Genomic DNA, 22,593 nt, shown 5'->3' with positions numbered 1-22,593 from the left:
TTCTTCAGGTCGCCGACGAACCGGGCTTCGTTCCGCGTTCATGCATGCAACCGATTGCCAAAACCGACGGATGCGGCGTAGCGTAGGCGGTGCCTTTCGCGCACGCTCCTTCGGGGCAGCAGGTGCTCCTGTCTGCATCCGGTTCAACAGATCAGGATGCTCGGCGCACACGGAGGCGAGACCGGTGACGACGCGACGAAGGAGGCCCTGTGGCACCGCAGGACACCAGTTGGACCCTTTCCGGGTTCGGCGACGAGATCGACCCTGACCCGCGCATCCAGATCGCTGTGCTCAAGGCGCTCGGCGCCCGCCACATCGAGGTGCGCAGTGCATGGGGCGTCAACGTCGTCGATCTCAGCGACGACCAACTGGCCGACTTGGCGGGGATCGTGAAGTCCAGCGGCATGGCGGTCTCGGCGGTGGCGTCGCCGATCGGCAAGGTCGACGTCGCGCTCGACCCCGAGCATGAGGTGGCGCGGCTGCGTGCAGTGATCCGCGTCGCGCACGCCCTCGAGACCGTCAACATCCGCATCTTCTCGTTCTTCCGGGGTGAGGGCGTTCCCGTTGAGAGCATTCGTGATGACGTACTGCTGCGGATGCGAGCACTGGCGGTCGAAGCCGAGAGGGCCGGTGTCACCCTGCTGCACGAGAACGAGAAGGCGATCTACGGCGATGTGCCGTCGCGAGTGCTCGACATCGTCGAATCGGTAGGGTCACCTGCACTCAGGCTGGCGTGGGACAACGCGAACTTCGTGCAGGTGGGCGTCAAGCCCTTCACCGACGGGTACGCGATGCTGCGGCCCTACCTCGACTACCTGCAGGTTAAGGATGCCGTCGCGGCCACCGGTGCGGTCGTGCCGGCCGGTGAGGGCGACGGCGAACTCATCCAGACGCTCACCGCGCTGCGCGACGATGGCTACACGGGCTTCGCATCGCTGGAGCCGCACCTCGACGAGGCGTTCGAACTCGGCGGATTCTCCGGTCCCGAAGCGTTCGGCGTCGCGGCCAGGGCGTTCGACGGACTGCTTCGCGACATCGGGGTGGGCACCAAATGAGCGACCTGCTGCGTGTCGCGGTCATCGGGTGCGGTGACGTCTCGAGCGTGCACTTCGACGCGATTGCGAACGATCCACTGGCCGAGCTCGTGGCCGTCTGCGACACGGATGCTGTCCGCCGCACCGCGGCATCCTCACGTCACGGTGTTCCCGGTCTCGAGACGCACGACGAGCTGTTCGAGCGCCTACACCCCGACGTCGTGCACATCGCCACCCCGCACGACCAGCACGCATCCATCGCCATCGCGGCGCTCGCCGCCGGAGTCAACGTCATTCTCGAGAAGCCCCTCGCGCACACGCGTGAGGCCGGGGATGCGCTCGTGGCCGCCGCCGAGGCGTCCGGCGCGAAGATCGGCATCTGCTTCCAGAACCGGTACAACCTGCCGGTGCGCGCGGCGAAGGAGCTGATCGACTCCGGTCGCCTCGGGCGGGTGGTCGGCGCGTCGGCGACCGTCGTCTGGCACCGCACCCCGGAGTACTACGAAGACCGACCGTGGCGAGGAACCTGGGCGCACGGCGGTGGAGGGCTGCTGATGAATCAAGCCATCCACACACTCGATCTGCTGCAATGGCTGGCGGGCGACGTGGAACGGGTCACCGGCGGCGCGGCGACGCGAACCCTGGGCGGCACGATCGAGGTGGAAGACACCGCCGATCTGGTGCTCGAGCACGCCGGCGGTGCACGAAGCACGTTCTACGCGACTCTGAGCAACGTGGTGAACCAGCCCGTGACCGTGGATGTCATCGCGGAGAACGGTGCGCTGAGCTTGCGAGGCGACCTGGTGGCCACGTTCGCCGACGGTGCAGTCGAGACCGTGCGCGAGGAGCGGACCGCGACGGGGGAGCGTGCGTACTGGGGATCTTCGCACGCGCTGCTCATCCACGACTTCTACGAGTCGCTGTCGCGACCGGAGCCGTTCTGGATCTCGCCCCGCGAGGCGCGAAAGACGCTGCGGATCATCCAGAGCGTGTACGACCAGGCGTACCCCGGCCGCTCGTCGGCCCCCGTGGCTCGGGGCTGACAGGCACCCACGGGCCGGCAAGAAGCACGCCGCGAGCAGAGGCGGCGCCTCCTGGAGGAGCAGCGGGAACTGCACGAGACGGCCGGAGTCGCGGCCTGAGAGCGGATGCCCACGCAGCGCCGACGAGGCGACCCCGGTACGACACGAGAGAAGGAAACGAACGATATGACAGACAAGGTGCGGCTCGGGATCATCGGGCTGGGTACGCAGGGCGGGATGTACGCGAAGTTCATCGCCGAGGGGCTGGTGCCGAACATGACGATCGGAGCGATCGCCGACATCGACCCGGTGAAGAAGGACGAGGCGAGGAAGAAGTATCCGGAGGTCCCGTTCTACGACGACTACATCGCGCTGCTCGAGCGCGGCGACGTGGATGCCGTGGTGACCACCGTGCCGCACTACCTGCATCCCGAGATGGGGATCGCCGCGCTGAGCCGGGGCGTCCACGCGCTGGTCGAGAAGCCGGCGGGCGTCTATACGAAGCAGGTGAAGGAGTTGCTCGCGTTCGCGCAGGCGAAACCGGAACTGACCTTCGCGATCATGTTCAACCAGCGCAACAACCCGCTGTACCGACGTCTGAAGGAGATTCTCGACGCCGGAGAGATCGGCGCGATCCGTCGTTCGAACTGGATCATCACCACGTGGTGGCGTCCGCAGGGCTACTACGAGCAGAGCGAGTGGCGGGCCACCTGGGGCGGTGAGGGGGGCGGCGTTCTGGTCAACCAGGCGCCCCACCAACTCGATCTGTGGCAGTGGCTGTGCGGTGTGCCGAAGTCGGTGTACTCGAAAGTCGCGTATGGGTTCCGCCGCGACATCGCCGTCGAAGACGAGGTGACGGCGGTCGTCGACTACGGCGGCGGCGCGACCGGTGTGTTCGTCACGGCGACCCACGACCTGGTGGGCACCGATCGGCTGGAGATCCTCGGCGACAAGGGCAAGATCGTCGTGGAGAACAGCAAGACGGCCACGGTCACGCGGTTGACCAGGCCCGAGCGCGAGCTCAGCGAGAGCCTCGGCATGGACGACGTGAGGAAGCTGTTCATGGGGCAGGCTGACACATCCGCGATGTACTCGCAGGAAGTCATCGAGTTCGACTCTGTGTGGGGCGGCCAGCATGCCGGTGTGCTCGAGAACTTCGCCGCGAACATCCTCGACGGCACACCGCTGATCGCACCGGGTGCAGACGGCATCAACGGGGTTCGGCTGGCGAATGCGATCCACCTTTCCAGCTGGACCGGGCGTGAGGTGTCGCTCGACTTCGACGAGGACGAGTACCTCGACCTTCTCAACCTGCGCATCCGCGAGGAAGGCAAGTTCGACGAGCGGTCCTGAGGCGTGGCGGGCAACGGCGCGCGAGAAGCGACGCTCCCGCATCCGTGGGAGACACCGGCGCGCCCGCTCGAACCGCTGCAGGCAGGTGCGGAGGATGCGCAGCCGTTGCTCGTAATGTTGGTTGCGCGGCGGCAGGTGCCTGCGGGCGTGACCCGAAGGTGCACACGAATGGAGACACGATGAGCGACACCGGTGACGCAGTGCGGGCCGCGCAGGCCACAAGGCCGCACGCTCCGCGGCCGGCGCCCACGATCTATGACATCGCCCAGCTCGCGGGTGTGAACCCCTCAACGGTGTCGCGAGCACTGAGCAAGCCGGGGCGACTGAACGAGAAGACCGAGAAGCGCATCCAGGATGCGGCGCGAGAGCTGGGCTACCGGGTCAATCCGATGGCCAGGGCCCTGCCGACCGGGCGCACGCAGACGCTCGGCCTCATCCTCGCCGACATCACGAACCCGGTGTTCTTCGATGTGGTGCGAGGTGCAGAGCGTGCGGCGGCGAGCGCCGGATACACGCTCCTGCTCGCCGAGTCGCAGGAGTCGGGCGAACGCGAGGCCGCAGCCACGGAGCGTGTCGCCCCTTCGGTCGACGGCATCGTGCTCGGTGCGACACGTCTCGGCGACGAACAGATCCGCGCACTGGCCGAGACGAAGCCGGTCGTCGTCATCAACCGCATGGTCACCGGGGTCGAGGACATCGTTCCCGACCTCGCAACAGGCATCGACGAGGCGCTCGAGCATCTGGCCGGGCTTGGGCACAAAGCGCTCTCCTACCTTTCCGGTCCGTCGCGGTCCTGGATGAGCAGGGCTCGCTGGCAGCTCCTCATCGAGAAGGCTGTCGCGCGCGGCATGACCATTGTGGAGATCGGTCCGAGCTCGCCGACCATCGAGGGCGGGCAGAGTGCGTTCCCCAGGGTGGCGGCATCGGGCGTCACCGCGGTGCTCGCCTACAACGACCTGATGGCGATAGGTCTGCTCCGGGCGGCAAGTCGAAACGGTGTGGATGTTCCCGGTGCACTGAGCATCATCGGTTTCGACGACATCTTCGGATCGGACTTCACGACGCCGGCGCTGACCACGGTCCGCTCGCCGCTCGACCTCGTGGGCGAGTACGCGGTGCAGCGTGTGCTCGATGTCGTCGAGCGCCGGGAGCGGCCGGAGGGCGAGGGCGCCGCGGCACTGTCGACGAGCCTTGTCGTTCGGGATTCCACGGGACCCGCACCGAAGCAGTGAGCGCACTCGTGGCCGGACGTCCGCGATGATCTGATGGCGACAGCGCCGCCTTCAACTGGCGCTGCTCGTCGTGCGTGCCTGCCGGCATCCGCATCAGAAAGCGGTGTCCACGTCCTGTCGAGAACACTTGGCAATCGGTTGTCAGAGCAATAGCATGGCGGGGAAGAAGGAGTGACCTTGAAGCTGCAACTCGATCCCGACCGCCTGTTCCCGGCCGACTCGAACGGGCGCCGGATCGCCCGTGCCCTCTACGAATCGGTGGCCGGACTTCCGATCATCTCGCCGCACGGTCACGTCGATCCGGGAATGCTCCTGCGTGATGAGCCGTTCGGTGATGCGGCAGAGCTGTTCATCCGGTACGACCACTATGTGACGAGGGTCCTGCATTCGGTCGGCATCTCGATGTCGCAGCTCGGGCTGCCGAGCTCCGACTCCTCGGATTCTCCGGCCGCAGCCCGTGAGGTCTGGCGCACCTTCAGCGCCAACTGGCATCTCTACGCGGGCACGGCATCCGGCTACTGGCTGCAGAGCACGTTCGCCGAGCAGTTCGGCCTGACGGAGCAGCCGGATGCCGACAATGCCGATCGCGTGTTCGATGCGGTCCAGGCGAAGCTCGACAGCCCTGCGTTCCGGCCGCGTGCGCTCTTCGAGCAGTTCCGAATCGAGGTGCTCGCGACGACCGACGATCCGCTGGACGACTTGTCGGCGCATGATGCGCTCGCCGCGGATCCGTCGTTCACCGGCCGCGTCGTGCCGACGTTTCGCCCCGATGCCTACGTGAACCCGCTGGTCGACGGCTGGAGCGAACGGATCCAGGCGTTGGCGAGCTGGAACGGCACGAGTGCAGGCAGCTTCCGCGGCTACCTCGACGCACTGGAGGGTCGCCGTCGCTACTTCATCGAACACGGTGCGGTGTCTGCCGACCATGGCGTGGCACAACCGATTGCCGTCGAGTTGGACGGAGCCGAGGCGTCCAGGCTCTTCGAACAGGCGCTCGGAGGAACTCTCGATGCCGAGGGCGCTCGCGCGTTCAGTGGTCACATGCTGCTGCAGATGGCACGGATGAGCGTGCAGGACGGCCTCGTCATGACCGTTCATCCCGGCGTGTTCCGCAACCACGATTCCGAGACGATGCGGCGCTATGGCGCCGACACCGGCCACGACATCCCCGTGCGCACTGACTACGTGGAACCGCTGCGCCCGCTGCTCGAGCGCTTCGGCAACGCACCGGGCTTCCACCTGGTGCTGTTCACCGTCGACGAGACGTCCTTCTCGCGTGAGATCGCACCGCTCGCGGGCTTCTACCCGAGCGTGTTCATCGGTGCACCGTGGTGGTTCCTCGATGCCCCGGACGCTGTCCAGCGCTTCCGCGCCGCATCCACGGAGACGGCCGGCTTCTACAAGGGCTCCGGATTCGTCGACGACACTCGCGCGTTCATGTCCATCCCGGCGCGACACGACATGTCACGCCGCCTGGACGCGGCGTATCTCGCCCGACTGGTGGGCGAGGGCAGGATCGATATCGAGCGCGCCGAGAGCGTGATCGTCGATCTGGTCGTGAATCAGCCCAAGAAGGTGTTCAAGCTGTGAGCCTGGAGACCGTGGGTGTGCGAACGGCGGTTCCGCTGACGCCGGAGGCGCTCGAAGAGCGCACGGCGCGGCCCGTGCGGCGGCCGCCCGCGCGCATCGTGCACATCGGTCTCGGTGCATTCCACCGGTCGCACCAGGCCTGGTTCACGGCGCACGCCGCCGACGCCGACGAGTGGGGGATCGTCGCCTTCACGGGGCGCACCGCGGCGGCTGCCGAAGAGCTGGCGCCGCAGAGCGGTCTGTACACGTTGGTGCAGAGGGCGCCGGAGCGAGACGACTACGAAGTCCTCACCGATCTCGTCGAAGCGGTGGACGGCGCCGACCTGGTGCGGTTCGCGACGCTGTTGAGCGCCGAACAGACGGCGCTCGTGACGATCACGGTGACGGAATCCGGCTACCGCGTGCGTGCCGACCACACGGTCGACACCGACGACGCCGCGGTGGCCGCCGACGTGAACTGGCTGACCGCAGCGCTCGGCACCTCCGATCCGCTGGCACTTTCCGGCGGACCCGCCACGACACTCGGTCGGCTTCTGCTCGGGCTCGAACTCCGGCACCGTTCGGGCGGCGCGCCGATCGCCATCGTGCCCTGCGACAACATGCCAGACAACGGCCCGCTGGTGCGCGAGGGACTCCTCTCCCTCGCTCGACTCACCGGCGCGCGAAGCGCGCAGTGGATCGCCGAACAGGTGTCGTTCATCTCCACCTCGGTCGACCGCATCACTCCGAAGACCACCCCGCAAGATCTGCGCGCGGTGGCGGAGGCGACCGGCTGGATCGACGCGGCCGCCGTCGTCACCGAGCCCTTCCGTGACTGGATACTGTGCGGTGACTTCCCCGCAGGCAGGCCCCGCTGGGAGGCGGCGGGTGCCCGTTTCGTCGACGACATCGAACCCTTCGAGCGGCGCAAGCTGTGGCTGCTGAACGGGGCCCACTCGCTTCTTGCATACACCGGCGCGCTGCGCGGCCACGACACCGTCGCCGAGGCGATCTCGGATGCCGCATGCCTGCGATGGGTGCGAGAGTTCTGGGACGAGGCTGTGCGGTACCTGCCTGCCGAGGGCCTCGGCCTCGACGACTATCGCGCCGCGCTGCTCGAGCGGTTCGGCAACGCGCGTATCGAGCACCGGCTCGCCCAGATCGGCATGGAGGCCACGACGAAGCTGCGCGTGCGCGTCGCGCCGATCGTTCTTGCCGAACGTGCTGCCGGACGCGACGGCGAAGCAGGGATGCGTGCGCTCGGCTCGTGGATCGCTCTTGCACGTCGGCAGCCGCTGGTCGATGCGCAGCAGGACCAGGTGCTGGCGGCACTGGAGATCGCGGATGCAACGGACTCGGTAGCGAGGCTGCTGCATCTGATTGATCCGGAACTCGCCGCTGCAGCGGACATCGTGGCACGGGTCGTGCAGATCGCGGCCGAATAGACGTGCCCGAACGGGCGTGGCCGAAAGAACGTGGGTGAATCGACGCGGCCGAATGGACGCGGGTGAACACTGATTCAACGATGGCAATCGTTTGCCAAAAGTGAGAATCAGTGTTTCAATAGAGTGGTCTTCTTCAAATGGCGACCGGTTGCCGAAACGTGAGCGGCGTCGCTGCACTGACATTCCACACGGGTGAAGGAGCCCACCTTGGCCATTGCGACCACCACAACTGCGACCACCACAACACAGACTGTGCCCGACACGGGCGCCCCCGCTGCCGACTCGTCTGTCGCCTCGAAACTGAGTCGGCTCAACATCGTCGGCTACGGCGCCGGCGATGCCGCGAACAATCTCGCGTTCACGACCGCGACGATGTTCCTGCTCGTGTACTACACCGACGTGGCCGGGATCAGCGCCGCTGCCGCAGGCACGCTGCTTCTCGTGGTGCGCATCTTCGACGCCTTCTCGGATGTTCTCGCCGGCCGCATCGTCGACCGCACGTTCAGCAAGCGGTTCGGCAAGTTCCGTCCGTTCATCATGTTCGGCTCGGTGCCGCTGCTCTTGCTGTCCGCTGCGGCGTTCTCCATTCCGCAGATCGGCCAGACCGGGATGCTGCTGTACGCATACCTGACGTACGCGGCGCTCGGCCTCGCATACAGCCTGGTGAACATCCCATACGGATCGCTGGCGGGGGCGATGACGTCGAACTCGGGTGAACGCGCGAAGCTGGCCGGCGCCCGCACGGTCGGTGCGACCCTGGTCGCCGCGTTCCTGGGAGTCTTCATCGCCCCGCAGATCGTGCCGGGCAACAACCTGCAGCTGCTCTTCACCACGATGACGCTGATCTTCGTGGTGGTCGGCACCGCGCTGTACCTGTTCACCGCATTCACTGCGAAGGAGCGCGTCGTGCGCGACGTGCCCAAGGTCACGCTGCGGCAGAGCTTCGCCACGCTGAAGGGAAACAAGCCGCTCCTGCTTCTGTGCCTCAGCTCGTTCGCGTTCCTGACCGGCATGCTGGCGTTCAGCACGATAGAGATCTACTATCTGCGCGACGTCTTGCACGCTCTGCCGCTCTACGCCGTTCTCTCGATCGTGCAGCTCGCACTCACCTTCGTGCTCGCACCGTTCGTGCCGGTCGTCGTGCGGCGCGTAGGCAAGAAGCGCGCCTACATCGTGGGCGGGTTGGTCTGCGCCGCCGGCGGACTGATCATCTTCTTCACGCCGGCGAACGCGGTCGCGCTCGCCGTGGCTGGTCTCGTGCTGTCGATGCTCGGCATCCTGTTCGTGAACATGCTGGTGTGGGCGCTCGAGGCCGACACGGTCGAGTATGGCGAGTGGAAGACGGGCGTGCGCACCGAGGGCATCACCTACGCACTCTTCTCGTTCACCCGCAAGACCGGTCAGGCCGTAGGCGGCGCACTCGCCGCCTACGCGCTCGCCGTGAGCGGCTACATCGGCACCACCACCGCTCAGAGCACGGCGGCAGTGTGGGGCATCCGCGCCGCGGAGGGGCTCATCCCCGCCGTCACGGCCCTCATCGCGATCGGCATCATGGCGGCCTATCCCTTGACCGACTCGCGCCACAAGCAGATCGTGGCCGAGATCGCGGAGCGGCGCGCAGGTACGACCGGCACGGGGCCGACGGCGACGTCGCCGGCACTCTCGACGGCAGCGCTGCGCACCGCTCGCCGGCCCTTCTGACGCGCGCTCGCCCATCGGCGCCGTCCGAACCTTTCCACAACCGACGAATCCCACCAGGAGTCCACATGAAGATCGAGAAGGCGGAGGTGCTGGTCTCCAGCCCCGGTCGCAACTTCGTCACGCTGCGCATCACGACCGACGACGGCGTGACGGGGCTGGGCGACGCCACGCTCAACGGCCGCGAACTGTCCGTGGCCGCGTACCTGACGGAACATGTCGTGCCCCTTCTTCTCGGGCGCGACGCCCACCGCATCGAGGACACGTGGCAATACCTCTACCGTGGCGCGTACTGGCGCCGCGGACCCGTGACGATGGCGGCGATCGCCGCCGTCGACACAGCGCTGTGGGACATCAAGGCGAAGGCCGCCGGTCTGCCCCTGTATCAGCTGTTGGGCGGCAAGAGCCGCGAAGGACTGCTGGTCTACGGGCACGCCTCCGGGCTCGACCTCCCTGAGCTGTTCGACTCGATCCGCGAGCACCTCGAAGAGGGCTATCGCGCGATTCGCGTGCAGACCGGCATCCCCGGCCTTCCGTCGGTATACGGAGTGGCGCACAGCAAGAACGCGTCCGCCGGAACAGACATCGGCAGTGACGAGCGCTACGACTACGAGCCGGCGCGACGCAACGCGGTCCCGGTCGAGGAGACCTGGGACACTCGCGCCTACCTGCGCCACGTGCCGGGTGTGTTCGAGGCGGTGCGGAGCGAGTTCGGGCCTGAACTTCCGCTGCTGCACGACGCGCACCATCGACTCACGCCCATCCAGGCGGCCAAGCTCGGCAAGTCGCTCGAACCGTACGACCTGTTCTGGCTGGAAGACGTCACGCCGGCCGAGAATCAGGCCGCATTGCGTCGCGTGCGTGAACACACCACCACCCCGCTCGCCATCGGCGAGGTGTTCAACACGGTCTGGGACTACCGCGGACTGTTCGAGGAGCAGTTGATCGATTACGTGCGCTCGCCCGTCACCCACGCCGGCGGCATCACGGCGCTGCGGCGCATCCTCGACTATGCAGCGATCTACCAGATCAAGTCCGGCATGCATGGGCCGACCGATGTGTCACCCGTGGGGCTGGCGGCCGGCATCCATCTGGGCATCGCCATCCAGAACTTCGGAATTCAGGAGTACATGATGCACAGCCCGGCCACACTCGAGGTGTTCCGCACCACGTTCAGCTTCGAGAACGGGATGCTCGCGCCGGGCGAGGCGCCTGGGCTCGGCGTCGAATACGACGACGTGGCGGCGGCCGGCTATTCCTACGCCAGCGCGTACCTGCCCGTGAACCGCCTGCTCGACGGCTCGATGCACGACTGGTGATCGGAACGGGCGCAGGCATCCGGATCGTCGTCATGGGCGTCTCGGGATGCGGCAAGAGCACGATAGGGGCACTTCTGGCGCAGCGACTTGGCGTTCCGTTCGTGGACGGCGACGCCTTGCATCCGATCGAGAACCTCCGAAAGATGGCGGGCGGCGTCGCTCTCGACGATGCGGATCGCGAGCCGTGGCTGGACCGCATCGGCGAACGGCTGGCCGGTTCAGGCGCCGGGCTCATCGTCGCCTGCTCCGCGCTGAGGACCGCGTACCGGGACCGCATCCGTGCATGGTGCCAGCAGGTGGTGTTCGTGCACCTCGACGGCACGCGCGAGGTTCTTGCCACGCGCCTCGAGGGGCGGTCGAACCACTTCATGCCATCGAGCCTGCTCGACTCGCAGCTGACCACGCTTGAACCGCTCGGTCCCGGCGAGCGCGGCACCGTCATCGACATTGCGCAGGAGGTCGAGGAGATCGTTGCCGCATCCGTGCGCGGCGTGCGTAGTATCGCGCTTGACGGTGAGGAGGCTGCGGATGGCTGACGCCGGATTCCCGTGGCAGGGCACAGGATCGTCGCCCCGACAGCGCGCCGAGAAGCTCGTTCAGGCGATGACGCTGGAGCAGAAGATCGCGCAACTGCACGGCGCGATGCAGACGATAGACATCTACGCCTTGTCATCGCAGTTCGCCGATGCCGATACCGATGCCGACCTGAGCGAGCTTGCCGCCCAGATTCAGGTGCAACGGCACGTCGCCGCGATCGACGAACTCGGCATTCCTCGTTTCAGGATCACGAACGGGCCGGTGGGCGTCGGGATGGGCGACGGAACCCCGAGCCCACCGGCCACATCGTTGCCGATGACCATCGGAGTCGCAGCGAGCTTCGATCCTGCTCTGGCCCACGCCTACGGCGACCTGATCGGATCGGAGACGGCGACGCTCGGTCAGCACGTGCTGGAGGGCCCCGGCGTGTGCCTGCACCGCACCACCATCGCGGGTCGCAACTTCGAGTACTTCTCCGAAGACCCCTACCTTTCCGGCGTGATGGGGGTGGAGGTGACGAAGGCCATTCAGTCGCACGATGTCATCGCGATGGCCAAGCACTTCGTGCTGAACGATCAGGAATACGAACGGTTCCGCGCGAGCGTGGAGATCGAAGAGCACGTCATGCGTGAGCTGTACCTGCTTCCCTTCGAGATGCTGGTCAAAGACGCCGGCATCGCGGCCGTGATGAGCTCGTACAACCGCATCAGGGGTGTCTACGCCACGGAGTACCGGCACACGCTCACCGACATCCTGCGCACGGAATGGGGCTTCGACGGCTACGTGCAGTCCGACTTCTGGTCTGCCCGCTCCGCTGCGCCATCGCTGAACGCGGGACTCGACCACGAGATGCCGGATGCCAAGTGGATGAACCAGGCCAACATCCAGGCGGCGCTGAACGACACCAGCCTCGAGTTGGAGACCATCGACAGAGCCCTGACCCGCCGCTACACGCAGATGTTCCGATTCGGCCAGTTCGAGCGGCCGTACGCTCCTGGAACGATCGACGCGGCAGGGCACGGCCGCACGGCCCGCGAGATCGGTGGCCAGATGGCCGTGCTGCTCAAGAACGACGGAGTACTGCTGCCGCTGGATACCCGGCTCGGTTCGATCGTCATCATCGGGCAGTCCACGTTCGTCGACGACGCCTGCATGGGCGGCGGCGGGTCGTCGAGGGTGGTTCCGCTGTACACGGTGCCCCCGCTGGCAGGCATGCAGGACGTGCTGGAAGGACTCGGTTCTTCGGCCTCCGTCACGAAGGTGACCGTCGCCGACGACCTCTCGAACCTCGCGGATGCCAAGCGTGCTGCCGCCGGCGCCGACGCTGTCGTGCTCATGGCGGGGATCGTCTCCACCGAGGGCACGGATCAGGCCGATGCCAACATGCCCGACGACCAGAACAGGATGCTTCGGGAACTCCTCGGAGTCAACCCCGCAACAGTGGTCGTGCTCAAGGACGGCAATCCGGTGCTGATGCCGTGGATCGACCGCGCGCCCTGCGTGCTCGAGGTGTGGAACCAGGGAGCGGAAGACGGCCACGTCGTCGCCGACCTGCTCTTCGGTGTCGTGAATCCGTCGGGGAAGGTGCCGACCTCGTATCCCCGGTCCGCCAGCGACACGCTCTACGCCGAACACCCGGAGCGTTACCCGGGAACCGACGAGGGAGACGGATACCCGGTGATCCGCTACTCCGAGGGGCTTCAGCTGGGCTACCGGTGGTTCCAGACGCAAGGAATCCAGCCCCTGTTCGGTTTCGGATTCGGCCTCTCCTACACCACCTTCGCACTCTCCGACGTCGCGATCGATGCGCCGGAGGGCGTGCACGGCTCGGTCGTGATGACCTGCCGGCTCGCCAATACCGGAGCGGTCGCGGGTGCCGAGGTCGTGCAGGTCTATCTGGGTGTCCCGGCGCCGGGTCAACCCCCGAAACGACTCATCGGCTTCACGAAGGTGTTTCTCGAGCCGGGCGCTTCGCGAGAGGTCACGATCACTATCGATCCGGCCGCCACGAATCATCCGTTCGCAGTCTGGGACTATGCAGCGCATGGCTTCCGGACGGTGCTGGGCGATTACACCGTGCATGTCGGCACGTCCGCCTTCGACATCGCGTACACCGGCACGATCTCCAACGGATGATCAGCGGGCCGCGGCAGCGGGTCGTCGCGTGATCGATGAGCGCCGGGACCCCGGCGCCCCACCGACCGAACGCGTACTGTGCGATTTGTCGGTACCGGCATGCGCGAGGAGACGTGAATGATGACGTGGGCGTTGGTGTTCGACCTGTTCGGTACGTTCTTCTTCGCCATCTCCGGTTCCTTGCTCGCGGCCAGACGCGGCTTCGATGTCGTGGGGTCGCTGCTGCTCGGCGGTCTGACAGGGCTCGGCGGCGGGGTCGTGCGCGACCTGATCATCGGGGTGACCCCGACCGCCTTCGCAAGGCCGATCTATCTACTGCCGCCGGTGGTTGCGATGGTGCTGGTGTTCGCGCTGGTGCGCAGCGTCGAGCGCTTTCCTCGCACCCTCCTGGTCTTCGACGCCGCCGGGCTGGCACTGTTCTGCACGACCGGCACGGTGACCGCATTGCACGCAGGCCTCAACCCGATCTCAGCGGCAGCCCTCGGGGTCACGACTGCCGTCGGCGGGGGACTCATGCGCGACGTGGTGGCCAACCGCGTTCCCCAGCTCTTCAACCCGCGCGACCTCTATGCCGTTCCCGCGATGCTCGGCGCCGCGCTGATCGCCGTGCTCTGGCAGGTTCATTGGTACAACTCCGTGACCACCTTCGTCGTCGCGGCCGTGGTGTTCGCACTCCGAGTGCTGTCCTTGCGCTACCACTGGCACATTCCGACCGCCGTCGCCGATCGCACGTACCGCCCGCCGGAGCAGGCGTCCTGACGCGCGGGCAGACTCGTCGACCGTCATCAGCGTGCCGATGGAGTGCAGAGCGAGAGTCTCGTCCTGCCTGAAGAAGGAAGAAGGAGATCGCATGAGTGAGACGGAACGCATCCTCGCGGACTACGAGGCGATCCGCGCCGAGCAGGAGGCGCTCTACGTGCAGTTGCACGAGCATCCCGAACTCTCCCACCAGGAGACGCGAACGGCCGCGACAGTTGCAGACGGTCTTCGCGGGTGGGGATACACCGTGACCGACGGGATCGGCGGCACGGGCGTCGTCGGAGTGCTGAAGAACGGCGACGGTCCGGTCGTGCTGCTGCGTGCAGACATGGATGCCCTGCCTGTTCGCGAGGACACCGGGGCCTCATACTCCAGCACCGTCACCGCGACGGACGACACCGGCGAGACGGTTCCTGTGATGCACGCGTGCGGGCACGACGTGCACGTCTCCTGCCTGATGGGCGCGGCGCGACTGCTGGCCTCCCACCAGGAAGCGTGGAACGGTACGGTGCTCGCACTGTTCCAGCCGGCGGAGGAGACCGGTGACGGCGCCAGAGGCATGGTCGACGATGGCCTGTTCGACAAGGTGCCTCACCCGCAGGTCGCGCTCGCGCAGCACGTGCTGCCCGGAAGGTCGGGGCATGTCGGCGTGCGAAGCGGCCCCGTGCTGTCGACCGCGCAGAGCATGCGCGTCACGGTGCATGGCCGCGGTGGCCACGGATCCATGCCGCAGAACACGATCGACCCGGTCGTTCTCGCAGCAATGATCGTGGTGCGACTGCAGGTGGTCGTCTCCCGCGAGACCGCGGCGACCGATCCTGCGGTGCTCACGGTGGGAAGCCTGCGCGCGGGCACGAAGAGCAACATCATCCCCGACACTGCGGTGCTCGAACTGAATGTGCGGGCGTACTCCGACGAGACGATGTCGCGCATGCTGGCCGGCATCGAACGCATCGTGAATGCCGAGTGCGAGGCGAGCGGATGCCCGCGCGAACCCGACATCGAGCGCTTCGGCGCCTTTCCGATCACGAAGAACGATCCCGCCGCCACGAAGCGGGTCGGGGATGCGTTCGACGCCTACTTCGGCGACGCGGCAGGGGCGCTCGACCTGCAGACCGCGAGCGAGGACTTCAGCGACCTCCCGGAGGCCCTGGACATCCCGTACTGCTACTGGGGTCTTGGCGGGGCCGACCCGGCGGAGTGGGACAAGGCTGTGCAGGAGCATCGAGTGCTGGAAGACATCCCCGTCAATCACTCGCCGAAGTTCCTCCCGGTGATGCAGCCGACGCTGCGAACCGGCACCGAAGCGCTTGTCGCGGCGACGATGGCCTACGTCGGTTCGACTTCGGCCTGACCGACATCCTCATCCACGGGCTCGAAACCTGAGATGATCGTGCGGCAGGCACCGTGGCGTGCGGCAGGCAGAGGGGGTATCGGGGTGCAAAGCAGGTCGATGGAGACCAGGGAGACGCTGCTGCTGGCAGCGGCTCAGGAGTTCGACGAACACGGTTACGCGGCAGCCACCCTTCAGGGCATCGCCGACCGTCTCGGCAAGACGAAGGGCGCGCTCGGCTACCACTTTCCCAGCAAGGGGTCGATGGCCCTCTCGATCGTGGAGCGCTTCTACACAGACCTGCCCGGCGTGGTCGAGGCGTACAGCGCAGGCGGGAGCATGGATGTGCGATCGCTCGTCGCGATGTCGCTCGGGGTCGCCGGGCAGTTCCGCGACGACGTCATGGTCCGAGCCGCGGTGCGCCTGCAGCGGGATGCCGACATAGTCGACGTAGAGCTGCCGGCGCCTTACGCGAACTGGACGGCACTCACGGAGGCGGCGCTGCGCGACGCCGAGAGCAAGGGGCAGCTCGTGAAGGGGCTGGACGTCGCATCAACCGCCCGGGTGCTGGTCGCCGGATTCTTCGGCACTCAGCAGGTCGCGACCGCGCTGGGTCACCGGGCGGAGCTGACGGACTGGATGCTCGACATGTGGCGCGTGGTCTTGCCGGGGGTCGTGGGCGACGCTGCCGGTGGCATCCTGAGCGAAGTGTCGGCCGGAGTCGTCCGAACTCACTGATCCGGCCGCGCGGACTTCTGCGGCGCGATCGCGACGAGTGCCGGGTACGTCACCAGTGCGACCGCGATATGCATCAACGCGAGCACGACCACGGCCGGGGCGCTCTGACCCTTGAGCATGATCCAGGCATCCGGAGCGAACGAGGCGATCGTGACGATGACGGTCGCGGTCAGGAACAACGGCCGCGCGGCGCGGGAGCTGACCAAGGCGAAGAGAGGCCACGTGGCGCACGCGATGACGACACCGATCACGGTGAGCTTCGTGTAGTCCGCGAACTGGAAATGCGGGTAACCGGCCGTCGACGGGAAAACGATCGGACCGAGTTTCGCGAGAACAGCGCACGATGCCACAGAGCCGACGACGGCAACGACCACGGCGATCAGGAACCGCCACCATGAAGGCTGCCGCTTTCCCAGCGGCCAATCGATGACGAAGTACCGCAACGCGGCTCGGGGCAGGCCGAACGGCTGCTCGACAGACATGATTTCTGCTCCTTCACCACGGCCAAGGTGCCCGCCCGGCACAGGCCGGTTCGAACGTCTGCATCAGAATGCGGTCAGCGTTCTAAGACGCTCCCAACGTTCGGGATGCTCCTCGCGGCCGCCGTCCGCGGTGGTGTCGAGGTGCGGCCTACGACGCATGTTCCATGCAGCATCGATCTCCGGTTGAGCGGCAATGTCGTGGCGATCGACGCTCAGCAAGAGCTGGTGGGCTGCCGCGCGCCCCACTTGTCCGTCACTGCAGATTGCGCGGCAGCGGCGCGCCGCGCGGCGGAATCTCGAGCACGCTCCTCCGCGTGCCGGACAGCGGCCGCGTCGTGCTGGCGCGAGTGCGGGTGGAGCGTGAGCGTGCTTGTGTGCTGATACGGCGTCCCCCGCAGTGGGTGAAAGGCGCGCTCGTCGCACTGAAGGGTGGTGTCGGGCGTGAGGGTGGATGAAGGCTCGCGTGCAGCCCGTCCATGAACACGGCATGGGCACGCGATCACCGACGGTGCCGCAGGAGGCAGGAATTATGCAACAGAACGACGCGACCGAGGCGATCCGCAGGCAGCAGGCATCCTTGCGGTGTGCTGCCGTTCGACGACACCAAGGACTTCGAAGCTGTGAACCGCGGTTTCCTCGGCACGCTGAGCCCGGCCGTGGTGAAGGACGATGAAGGCAATGTCGTGTGGGATGCGGACAGCTACGACTTCCTGCAGGATGACGGTCCAGAGACGGTGAACCCGAGTTTGTGGCGGCAGTCGTCGCTGGTGGCGAAGCACGGGCTGTTCGAGGTGACCCCCGGCATCTACCAGGTGCGCGGACTGGATCTCTCGAATGTGAGCTTCGTCGAGACGGACAACGGTGTGATCGTCGTCGATCCGCTGATCTCGAAGGAGACGGCGGCCGCCGCTCTGGCGCTCTATCGAGAGCACCGCGGAGACCGCCCGGTGAAGGCCGTCATCTTCACGCACAGTCACATCGACCACTTCGGCGGTGTGCTCGGGATCATCACCAAAGAGGAGCTCGCCTCGGGCATCGTCCAGGTGATCGCGCCGAAGCACACGGTTGCGGAGGCCGTCGCTGAGAATGTGTACGCGGGCACCGCGATGGGACGTCGCGCGGGCTACATGTACGGTGCAGCGCTGGATCGGGGTCCGCGGGGAGCCGTCGGCGCCGGACTCGGGCAGACGACCTCGACCGGTCATGCAGGCATCGTGCCGCCGACCATCGAGGTCTCGGAGACCGGCGAGAGGCACACGGTCGACGGGCTCGAGATCGAGTTCCAGATGGCGCCGGGCACCGAGGCGCCTGCGGAAATGCACTTCCTGTTCCCGAAGTACCGGGCATTGTGCATGGCCGAGAACGCCACGCACACGCTGCACAATCTGCTCACCCTCCGAGGTGCGCTGGTTCGCGACCCGCACGTGTGGTCGAGGTATCTCACTGAAGCCATCGCACGCTATGGTGACAGCGCCGACGTGGTGTTCACGTCGCACCACTGGCCGACGTGGGGCAACACCGAGATCCGCGAGTTCCTCGGACTGCAGCGCGATCTCTACGCGTATCTGCACGACCAGACGCTGCGGATGCTCAACCAGGGCATGACCGGCGCCGAGATCGCCGAGGAGATCACGTTACCGCCCGCACTCGAGAACGCGTGGCATGCGCGCGGCTACTACGGCAGTGTGAGCCACAACGTGAAGGCCATCTACCAGCGGTATATGGGCTGGTTCGACGGCAACCCGGCCCGGCTCTGGCCGCACCCGCCGAAGGCGCTCGCCGAACGGTACGTGGCGGCGATCGGCGGAGTCGAACGCGTCGTGGAGCTCGCGCAGACCGCATACGACTCAGGTGACTTCCGATGGGCGGCCACATTGCTCGACCACGCGGTGTTCGCCGACACCGAGAACGCGGCGGCGCGGACGCTGTATGCAGACACGCTGGAACAGCTCGCCTATGGCGCGGAGAATGGCACGTGGCGCAACTTCTTCCTGTCAGGCGCGACGGAGCTGCGCGAAGGGAATTTCGGGACGCCGACCCAGACGAACGCGCCAGAGATCCTCGCTCAGCTCACACCGGAGCAACTGCTCGACTCGATCGCCATCTCCGTCGACGGGCCAAAGGCCTGGGACCTCGACCTCGCTCTCGACATCACGCTCACCGACGAGTCGCGCAACTTCCGTGTGACCCTGCACAACGGTGCGCTCGTCTATCTCGAATCGACAGCGGATCCGTCGACTGCCGACGTCACGCTTGAGCTGGCCAAGCCGCGGTTGCTCGCGCTGGTGGCGGGAGACAGGCAGCGCCCCGGAATCACGACCACCGGCGACGCCTCCGTACTGACGTCGCTGACATCAGTGCTCACGAAGGGCGATCCGGCCTTCAACATCGTCACACCGTAGAAGCGGTTCGCAATGCCGCGGGCCGGCTACGTCTCAGAAGGCCAACTACCGACCTTCGAGTCTCGGGCACGCGGTACTGGAAAGGCTCGATGCTGGAGCGGCCGCTGCAGATGTGGGCAAAGTAGTCGTTCCCAGGTTCGGGAGCTTCCAGGGAAACGAGAAAACCCCCGTTTCACCGGGGATCTATGTGGTGGCTCCGACCGGCATCGATCCGGTGACCTTTCGATTTTCAGTCGAACGCTCTACCAACTGAGCTACAGAGCCGAGACATCCACAAGGAAGGACGCCTACTGGAAAAGAAGCCCTCCATAAAGAAGGGCTTCTCCAGCGCGACCCTGACGGGACTTGAACCCGCGACCTCCGCCGTGACAGGGCGGCACGCTAACCAACTGCGCTACAGGGCCTTATGTGTTTTCAGTTATTCATTGTAGTCGTGACGCCGGCCGCATCCGTGACCCCAACGGGATTCGAACCCGTGCTACCGCCGTGAAAGGGCGGCGTCCTAGGCCACTAAACGATGGGGCCGTCTGCGCTCACGACGTGTGACTACCGAGGGACAAGCATAGATGAGCCCAGCCTGATCGCCAAACCGGCTGCATCCCCCGTTCTCCGGCCCTTGCTCGAATCCCGCGAACCTCGCGAAATGACCCGGAGGGCGCGCCCCACCCGGGTTACAGTCGCACGAATACCCCGCCGGCGGCACCCCGCGACCGCACACGAGGAAGAGCCATGATGCGAGACGACCGTACGCGACGACGCGTGCGCTTGCGGCGAGCACCGTGGCTGCCGAATGCCCGCCTCGCCACCCGCGCGCTGGTCGCGATCGCGGGCCTCGCGCTCGTCGGAGGCATCGCGGCGCCGGCGCACGCCGACGAGTATCCGAGCTGGCAGGACGTGCAGAACGCGAAAGCGACGCAGGGCGCTGCGCAGGCCGAGGTGACGAAGATCCAGGGGCTCATCGCCAATCTAGAGACCCAGGTCGCGCAGACTCAGGCGGAATCGGTGAAGACCGGGAACGAGTTCGCGGAGGCGCAGCAGAAGTTCGATGTCGCAGACCAGCGCGCGCAGGGGTTGCAGTCGCAGGCATCCGGTTTGCAGAAGAAGGCGCAAGACGCCACGACCCAGGCCGGACGCCTCGCCGCCGAGCTCTACCGCTCAGGCGGCGGCAACCTGACGGCCAATCTGTTCCTCAGCGGCTCGAAGAGTGCGAAGGATGCCCACAAGCTCCTCGACCACCTCGGATCCGCGTCGAAGCTCGTGGAGAACACGAGCGGCATCTACCTGCAGGCCGAGCAGGCGCGCAACACGGCGAAATCGATGAGCGACCAGGCGAATGCAGCGCGTACGGAGCGCGAGCAGCTGCGCACCGAAGCGAATGCCGCGTACCAGAAGGCGGTCGCAGCGGCTCAAGCCGCGCAGGAAGCCCTCGCCGCGCAGCAGGCGCAGTCCGTGGTGCTGCAAGCACAACTGGCAGCGTTGCAGGACACGACCGCGAAGACGGTCGCCGGGTATGAGCAGGGTGTGGCGGCGCGCGCAGCGGCCGAGGCCGCATCCAAGAGCAACGCGGGGCTGCCGGGTGGCTATGTCGGTTCGCAGGGCTGGGCCGTTCCGGCATATGGGCCGATCACCGATGGGTTCGGCCCCCGTGTCGCACCGTGCTCAGGATGCAGCAGCTTTCACGAAGGTGCGGACATCGGAGCAGGCTGCCGGGCGACCATCTACGCTGCGCACGACGGTACAGTCACCTTCACGGGCCCGTACGGCGGGTACGGCAACCTGGTCATGCTCGACAACGGGGGTGGCATTTCGACTCGGTACGGACATATCGTGAGTGGGGGCATCCTGGTCGGCTACGGCCAGCACGTGGGAGCAGGGGAGCCGATTGCCTTGGTCGGCTCGACCGGAGAATCCACGGGATGCCACCTCCACTTCGAGGTGCGGATCAACGGAAGCGCGAGAGATCCCATCTCCTTCATGGCCGCTCGGGGGGCACCCCTCGGCTGACGACATCGCGGGGGGCGATATGGCATCCGAAACGTCGAACGAGACTGGGCGCGCTGATCGACTGCGACGCGAGAACGACATCCTTCAAGTCGAGCGCCGACAGCGCGAACGGGCGTCGGCATGGGGACCGGCCGGTCATCCGGTGACGGATGCCGACCAGAACGGCAAGCGCAGGCGCACGACGAACCGCACGTCATCCCTGGTCCCGCTGTCGATGAGCGCCGCGGTGGTCGGTGTGATGACGGGCGCGATCGGCATCGTCGTGCCGCCGGCGCATGCGGATGACTACCCCAGCTGGAACGATGTTCAGCAGGCCAAGCAGAACGCGGCGAACGAGCAGTCGCTCGTCGACAAGATCGGCGGACTCATCGGCGATCTGCAGAAGCAGGCGGATGCCGCACGCATCACGGCTGACAAGGCTGCCGAGGCCTACCTCGTCACGAAGGCGAAGCTCGACGGCGCCACGTCGAAGGCATCCGACCTGCAGAAGAGGGCGAAAGCTGCGGAGAAGACGGCGAAGACCTCGGCTATGCGGGCCGGCCTGCTCGCCTCGCACCTGGCGAAGACCGGCGGCGACTCCTCGGTGAATCTGCTGCTCTCGGGCGGCAACGCGGAGGCCTCCGACAAGCTGCTCTACCAACTCGGCACCATGAGCCAGCTCACCGAGCAGTCCAGTGCCATCTATCAGCAGGCGGTGACCGACAAGAACACGGCGTCGTCGCTGTCCGACCAGGCGGCCTCCGCGGAGAAGACGCGGAAAGGGCTGGCGGATGCCGCGGCATCCGATCTGCAGAAGGCGAAGGACGCCGCGTCGGCCGCCCAGGCCGCGGTCGCGAATCAGCAGACGAAGCAGACGGAGCTGGTGTCGCAGCTCGCCACGTTGCGGAACACGTCGGTGCAGGTCGCGGCGGAGTACGCGGTCGGCCAGCAGGCCAAGGCCGCTGCAGCCGCCACGCCGCCGTCCAACAGCGGCGGTGGCTCCGCGGCCGGCTCACCGGGCAGCAGCGCGGGGACGGGCGGCGGCACTGCGTCGGCAGGTGGCGGCACCGCGCCTTCCGGAGGCGGCTCGGACGGCGGATCCGCGGGGGCGCCGAACAGCAGCGCGGTGGAGACCGCGATCGCGTACGCGAACGCCCACATCGGAGCTCCGTACGACCTCGATGGTGCCGGTCCGGTGTACTACGACTGCTCCGGCCTCACGATGATGGCTTACAACGCGGCGGGCATTTACATCGGCGGACACAGCGTCGGCCTGCAATACGATTACGCGGCGAGCCAGGGGCAGATCGTGCCGTTCAGCCAGAGGCAACGCGGCGACCTCATCTTCTGGGGCACCAGCGGCGACCTGTACCACGTGGCCATCTACCTCGGGAACAACCAGATCATCGCAGCGCGCGACTATGGTGAGCCGTTGGCAGTCCAAGGCCTGTGGGGGTCGCCCTACCCGTACGTGGCGCGCCCGTCGGCGTAGGCATCCTCCGGATCGATGGCAAGACGATCCAGGCCGATCAGTGCTTGAGGCGCATCGGT

The 22,593-nt window shown here is 66.7% G+C and carries 17 protein-coding genes and 3 tRNA genes; 16 read left to right on the top strand and 4 right to left on the bottom strand.

The features are described from left to right. Positions 1 to 209: 209 nt before the first annotated feature. The 13 genes from ACYVDK_RS15640 (at position 210) to ACYVDK_RS15580 (ending at position 16,175) form a co-directional block, all read left to right on the top strand. Complete coding sequence (locus ACYVDK_RS15640; protein ID WP_460523404.1) at positions 210 to 1,055, top strand: sugar phosphate isomerase/epimerase family protein; 846 nt, start codon at positions 210 to 212, stop codon at positions 1,053 to 1,055. Further along, positions 1,052 to 2,077 (top strand): Gfo/Idh/MocA family protein, encoded by a 1,026-nt coding sequence (locus ACYVDK_RS15635; protein WP_460523402.1) that lies wholly within the window; start codon positions 1,052 to 1,054, stop codon positions 2,075 to 2,077. The genes ACYVDK_RS15640 and ACYVDK_RS15635 overlap by 4 nt, the downstream gene beginning before the upstream one ends. Positions 2,078 to 2,242: 165 nt before the next feature. After that, complete coding sequence (locus ACYVDK_RS15630; RefSeq protein ID WP_460523400.1) at positions 2,243 to 3,409, top strand: Gfo/Idh/MocA family protein; 1,167 nt, start codon at positions 2,243 to 2,245, stop codon at positions 3,407 to 3,409. 179 nt (positions 3,410 to 3,588) lie between these two features. Continuing rightward, on the top strand, positions 3,589 to 4,641 hold the full coding sequence (locus ACYVDK_RS15625; protein WP_460523398.1) for a LacI family DNA-binding transcriptional regulator: 1,053 nt from the start codon (positions 3,589 to 3,591) through the stop codon (positions 4,639 to 4,641). Positions 4,642 to 4,812: 171 nt separating this feature from the next. Next, positions 4,813 to 6,231 carry a glucuronate isomerase gene (gene uxaC, locus ACYVDK_RS15620; protein WP_460523396.1) on the top strand — a complete coding sequence of 473 codons (1,419 nt, stop codon included), beginning with the start codon at positions 4,813 to 4,815 and terminating at the stop codon, positions 6,229 to 6,231. Continuing rightward, positions 6,228 to 7,655, top strand: coding sequence for a mannitol dehydrogenase family protein (locus ACYVDK_RS15615; protein WP_460523394.1), 1,428 nt, complete (start codon positions 6,228 to 6,230; stop codon positions 7,653 to 7,655). The genes uxaC and ACYVDK_RS15615 overlap by 4 nt, the downstream gene beginning before the upstream one ends. A 207-nt stretch (positions 7,656 to 7,862) precedes the next feature. Further along, the gene (gene uidB, locus ACYVDK_RS15610; RefSeq protein ID WP_460523392.1) at positions 7,863 to 9,356 is read left to right on the top strand and encodes a glucuronide transporter; all 1,494 of its coding nucleotides are present in this window, start codon (positions 7,863 to 7,865) and stop codon (positions 9,354 to 9,356) included. Between the two features lie 65 nt (positions 9,357 to 9,421). Next, on the top strand, positions 9,422 to 10,672 hold the full coding sequence (gene manD, locus ACYVDK_RS15605; protein ID WP_460523390.1) for a D-galactonate dehydratase family protein: 1,251 nt from the start codon (positions 9,422 to 9,424) through the stop codon (positions 10,670 to 10,672). Next, positions 10,669 to 11,208, top strand: a complete 540-nt coding sequence (locus ACYVDK_RS15600; RefSeq protein ID WP_460523388.1) for a gluconokinase — start codon at positions 10,669 to 10,671, stop codon at positions 11,206 to 11,208. Before manD ends, ACYVDK_RS15600 begins: the two co-directional genes overlap by 4 nt. Further along, positions 11,201 to 13,345: a beta-glucosidase family protein gene (locus tag ACYVDK_RS15595; RefSeq protein ID WP_460523386.1), complete on the top strand. Its 2,145-nt coding sequence runs from the start codon at positions 11,201 to 11,203 to the stop codon at positions 13,343 to 13,345. The genes ACYVDK_RS15600 and ACYVDK_RS15595 overlap by 8 nt, the downstream gene beginning before the upstream one ends. Positions 13,346 to 13,465: 120 nt before the next feature. After that, complete coding sequence (locus ACYVDK_RS15590) at positions 13,466 to 14,104, top strand: trimeric intracellular cation channel family protein (protein WP_460523685.1); 639 nt, start codon at positions 13,466 to 13,468, stop codon at positions 14,102 to 14,104. Between the two features lie 91 nt (positions 14,105 to 14,195). Further along, positions 14,196 to 15,458 carry a zinc-binding metallopeptidase family protein gene (locus ACYVDK_RS15585; RefSeq protein WP_460523384.1) on the top strand — a complete coding sequence of 421 codons (1,263 nt, stop codon included), beginning with the start codon at positions 14,196 to 14,198 and terminating at the stop codon, positions 15,456 to 15,458. 99 nt (positions 15,459 to 15,557) lie between these two features. Next, complete coding sequence (locus tag ACYVDK_RS15580) at positions 15,558 to 16,175, top strand: ScbR family autoregulator-binding transcription factor (protein ID WP_460523382.1); 618 nt, start codon at positions 15,558 to 15,560, stop codon at positions 16,173 to 16,175. On the opposite strand, the gene ACYVDK_RS15575 is transcribed toward ACYVDK_RS15580, so the two are convergent. Further along, on the bottom strand, positions 16,169 to 16,657 hold the full coding sequence (locus ACYVDK_RS15575; RefSeq protein ID WP_460523380.1) for a DUF6069 family protein: 489 nt from the start codon (positions 16,655 to 16,657) through the stop codon (positions 16,169 to 16,171). The two genes, ACYVDK_RS15580 and ACYVDK_RS15575, sit on opposite strands and share 7 nt — an antisense overlap. 584 nt (positions 16,658 to 17,241) lie before the next feature. Here ACYVDK_RS15575 and ACYVDK_RS15570 point away from each other — a divergent pair. Further along, positions 17,242 to 19,059: an alkyl/aryl-sulfatase gene (locus ACYVDK_RS15570; RefSeq protein WP_460523378.1), complete on the top strand. Its 1,818-nt coding sequence runs from the start codon at positions 17,242 to 17,244 to the stop codon at positions 19,057 to 19,059. Positions 19,060 to 19,247: 188 nt separating this feature from the next. Here the strand turns inward: ACYVDK_RS15570 and ACYVDK_RS15565 are convergent. From ACYVDK_RS15565 to ACYVDK_RS15555, 3 genes are all read right to left on the bottom strand, one after another. Next, positions 19,248 to 19,323: transfer RNA gene (locus ACYVDK_RS15565), tRNA-Phe, on the bottom strand. A 66-nt stretch (positions 19,324 to 19,389) separates the two neighbouring features. After that, positions 19,390 to 19,463: transfer RNA gene (locus tag ACYVDK_RS15560), tRNA-Asp, on the bottom strand. 48 nt (positions 19,464 to 19,511) lie between these two features. Continuing rightward, positions 19,512 to 19,584 (bottom strand) — tRNA-Glu (locus ACYVDK_RS15555). Between the two features lie 204 nt (positions 19,585 to 19,788). Here ACYVDK_RS15555 and ACYVDK_RS15550 point away from each other — a divergent pair. After that, positions 19,789 to 21,063 (top strand): peptidoglycan DD-metalloendopeptidase family protein, encoded by a 1,275-nt coding sequence (locus tag ACYVDK_RS15550; RefSeq protein ID WP_460523376.1) that lies wholly within the window; start codon positions 19,789 to 19,791, stop codon positions 21,061 to 21,063. A 19-nt stretch (positions 21,064 to 21,082) separates the two neighbouring features. Further along, the gene (locus ACYVDK_RS15545; RefSeq protein WP_460523374.1) at positions 21,083 to 22,534 is read left to right on the top strand and encodes a C40 family peptidase; all 1,452 of its coding nucleotides are present in this window, start codon (positions 21,083 to 21,085) and stop codon (positions 22,532 to 22,534) included. Positions 22,535 to 22,593 lie beyond the last annotated feature (59 nt).

The sequence above is a fragment of the Humibacter antri genome (genome assembly GCF_054777235.1).
This window is presented reverse-complemented; position numbering and strand designations above follow the sequence as displayed.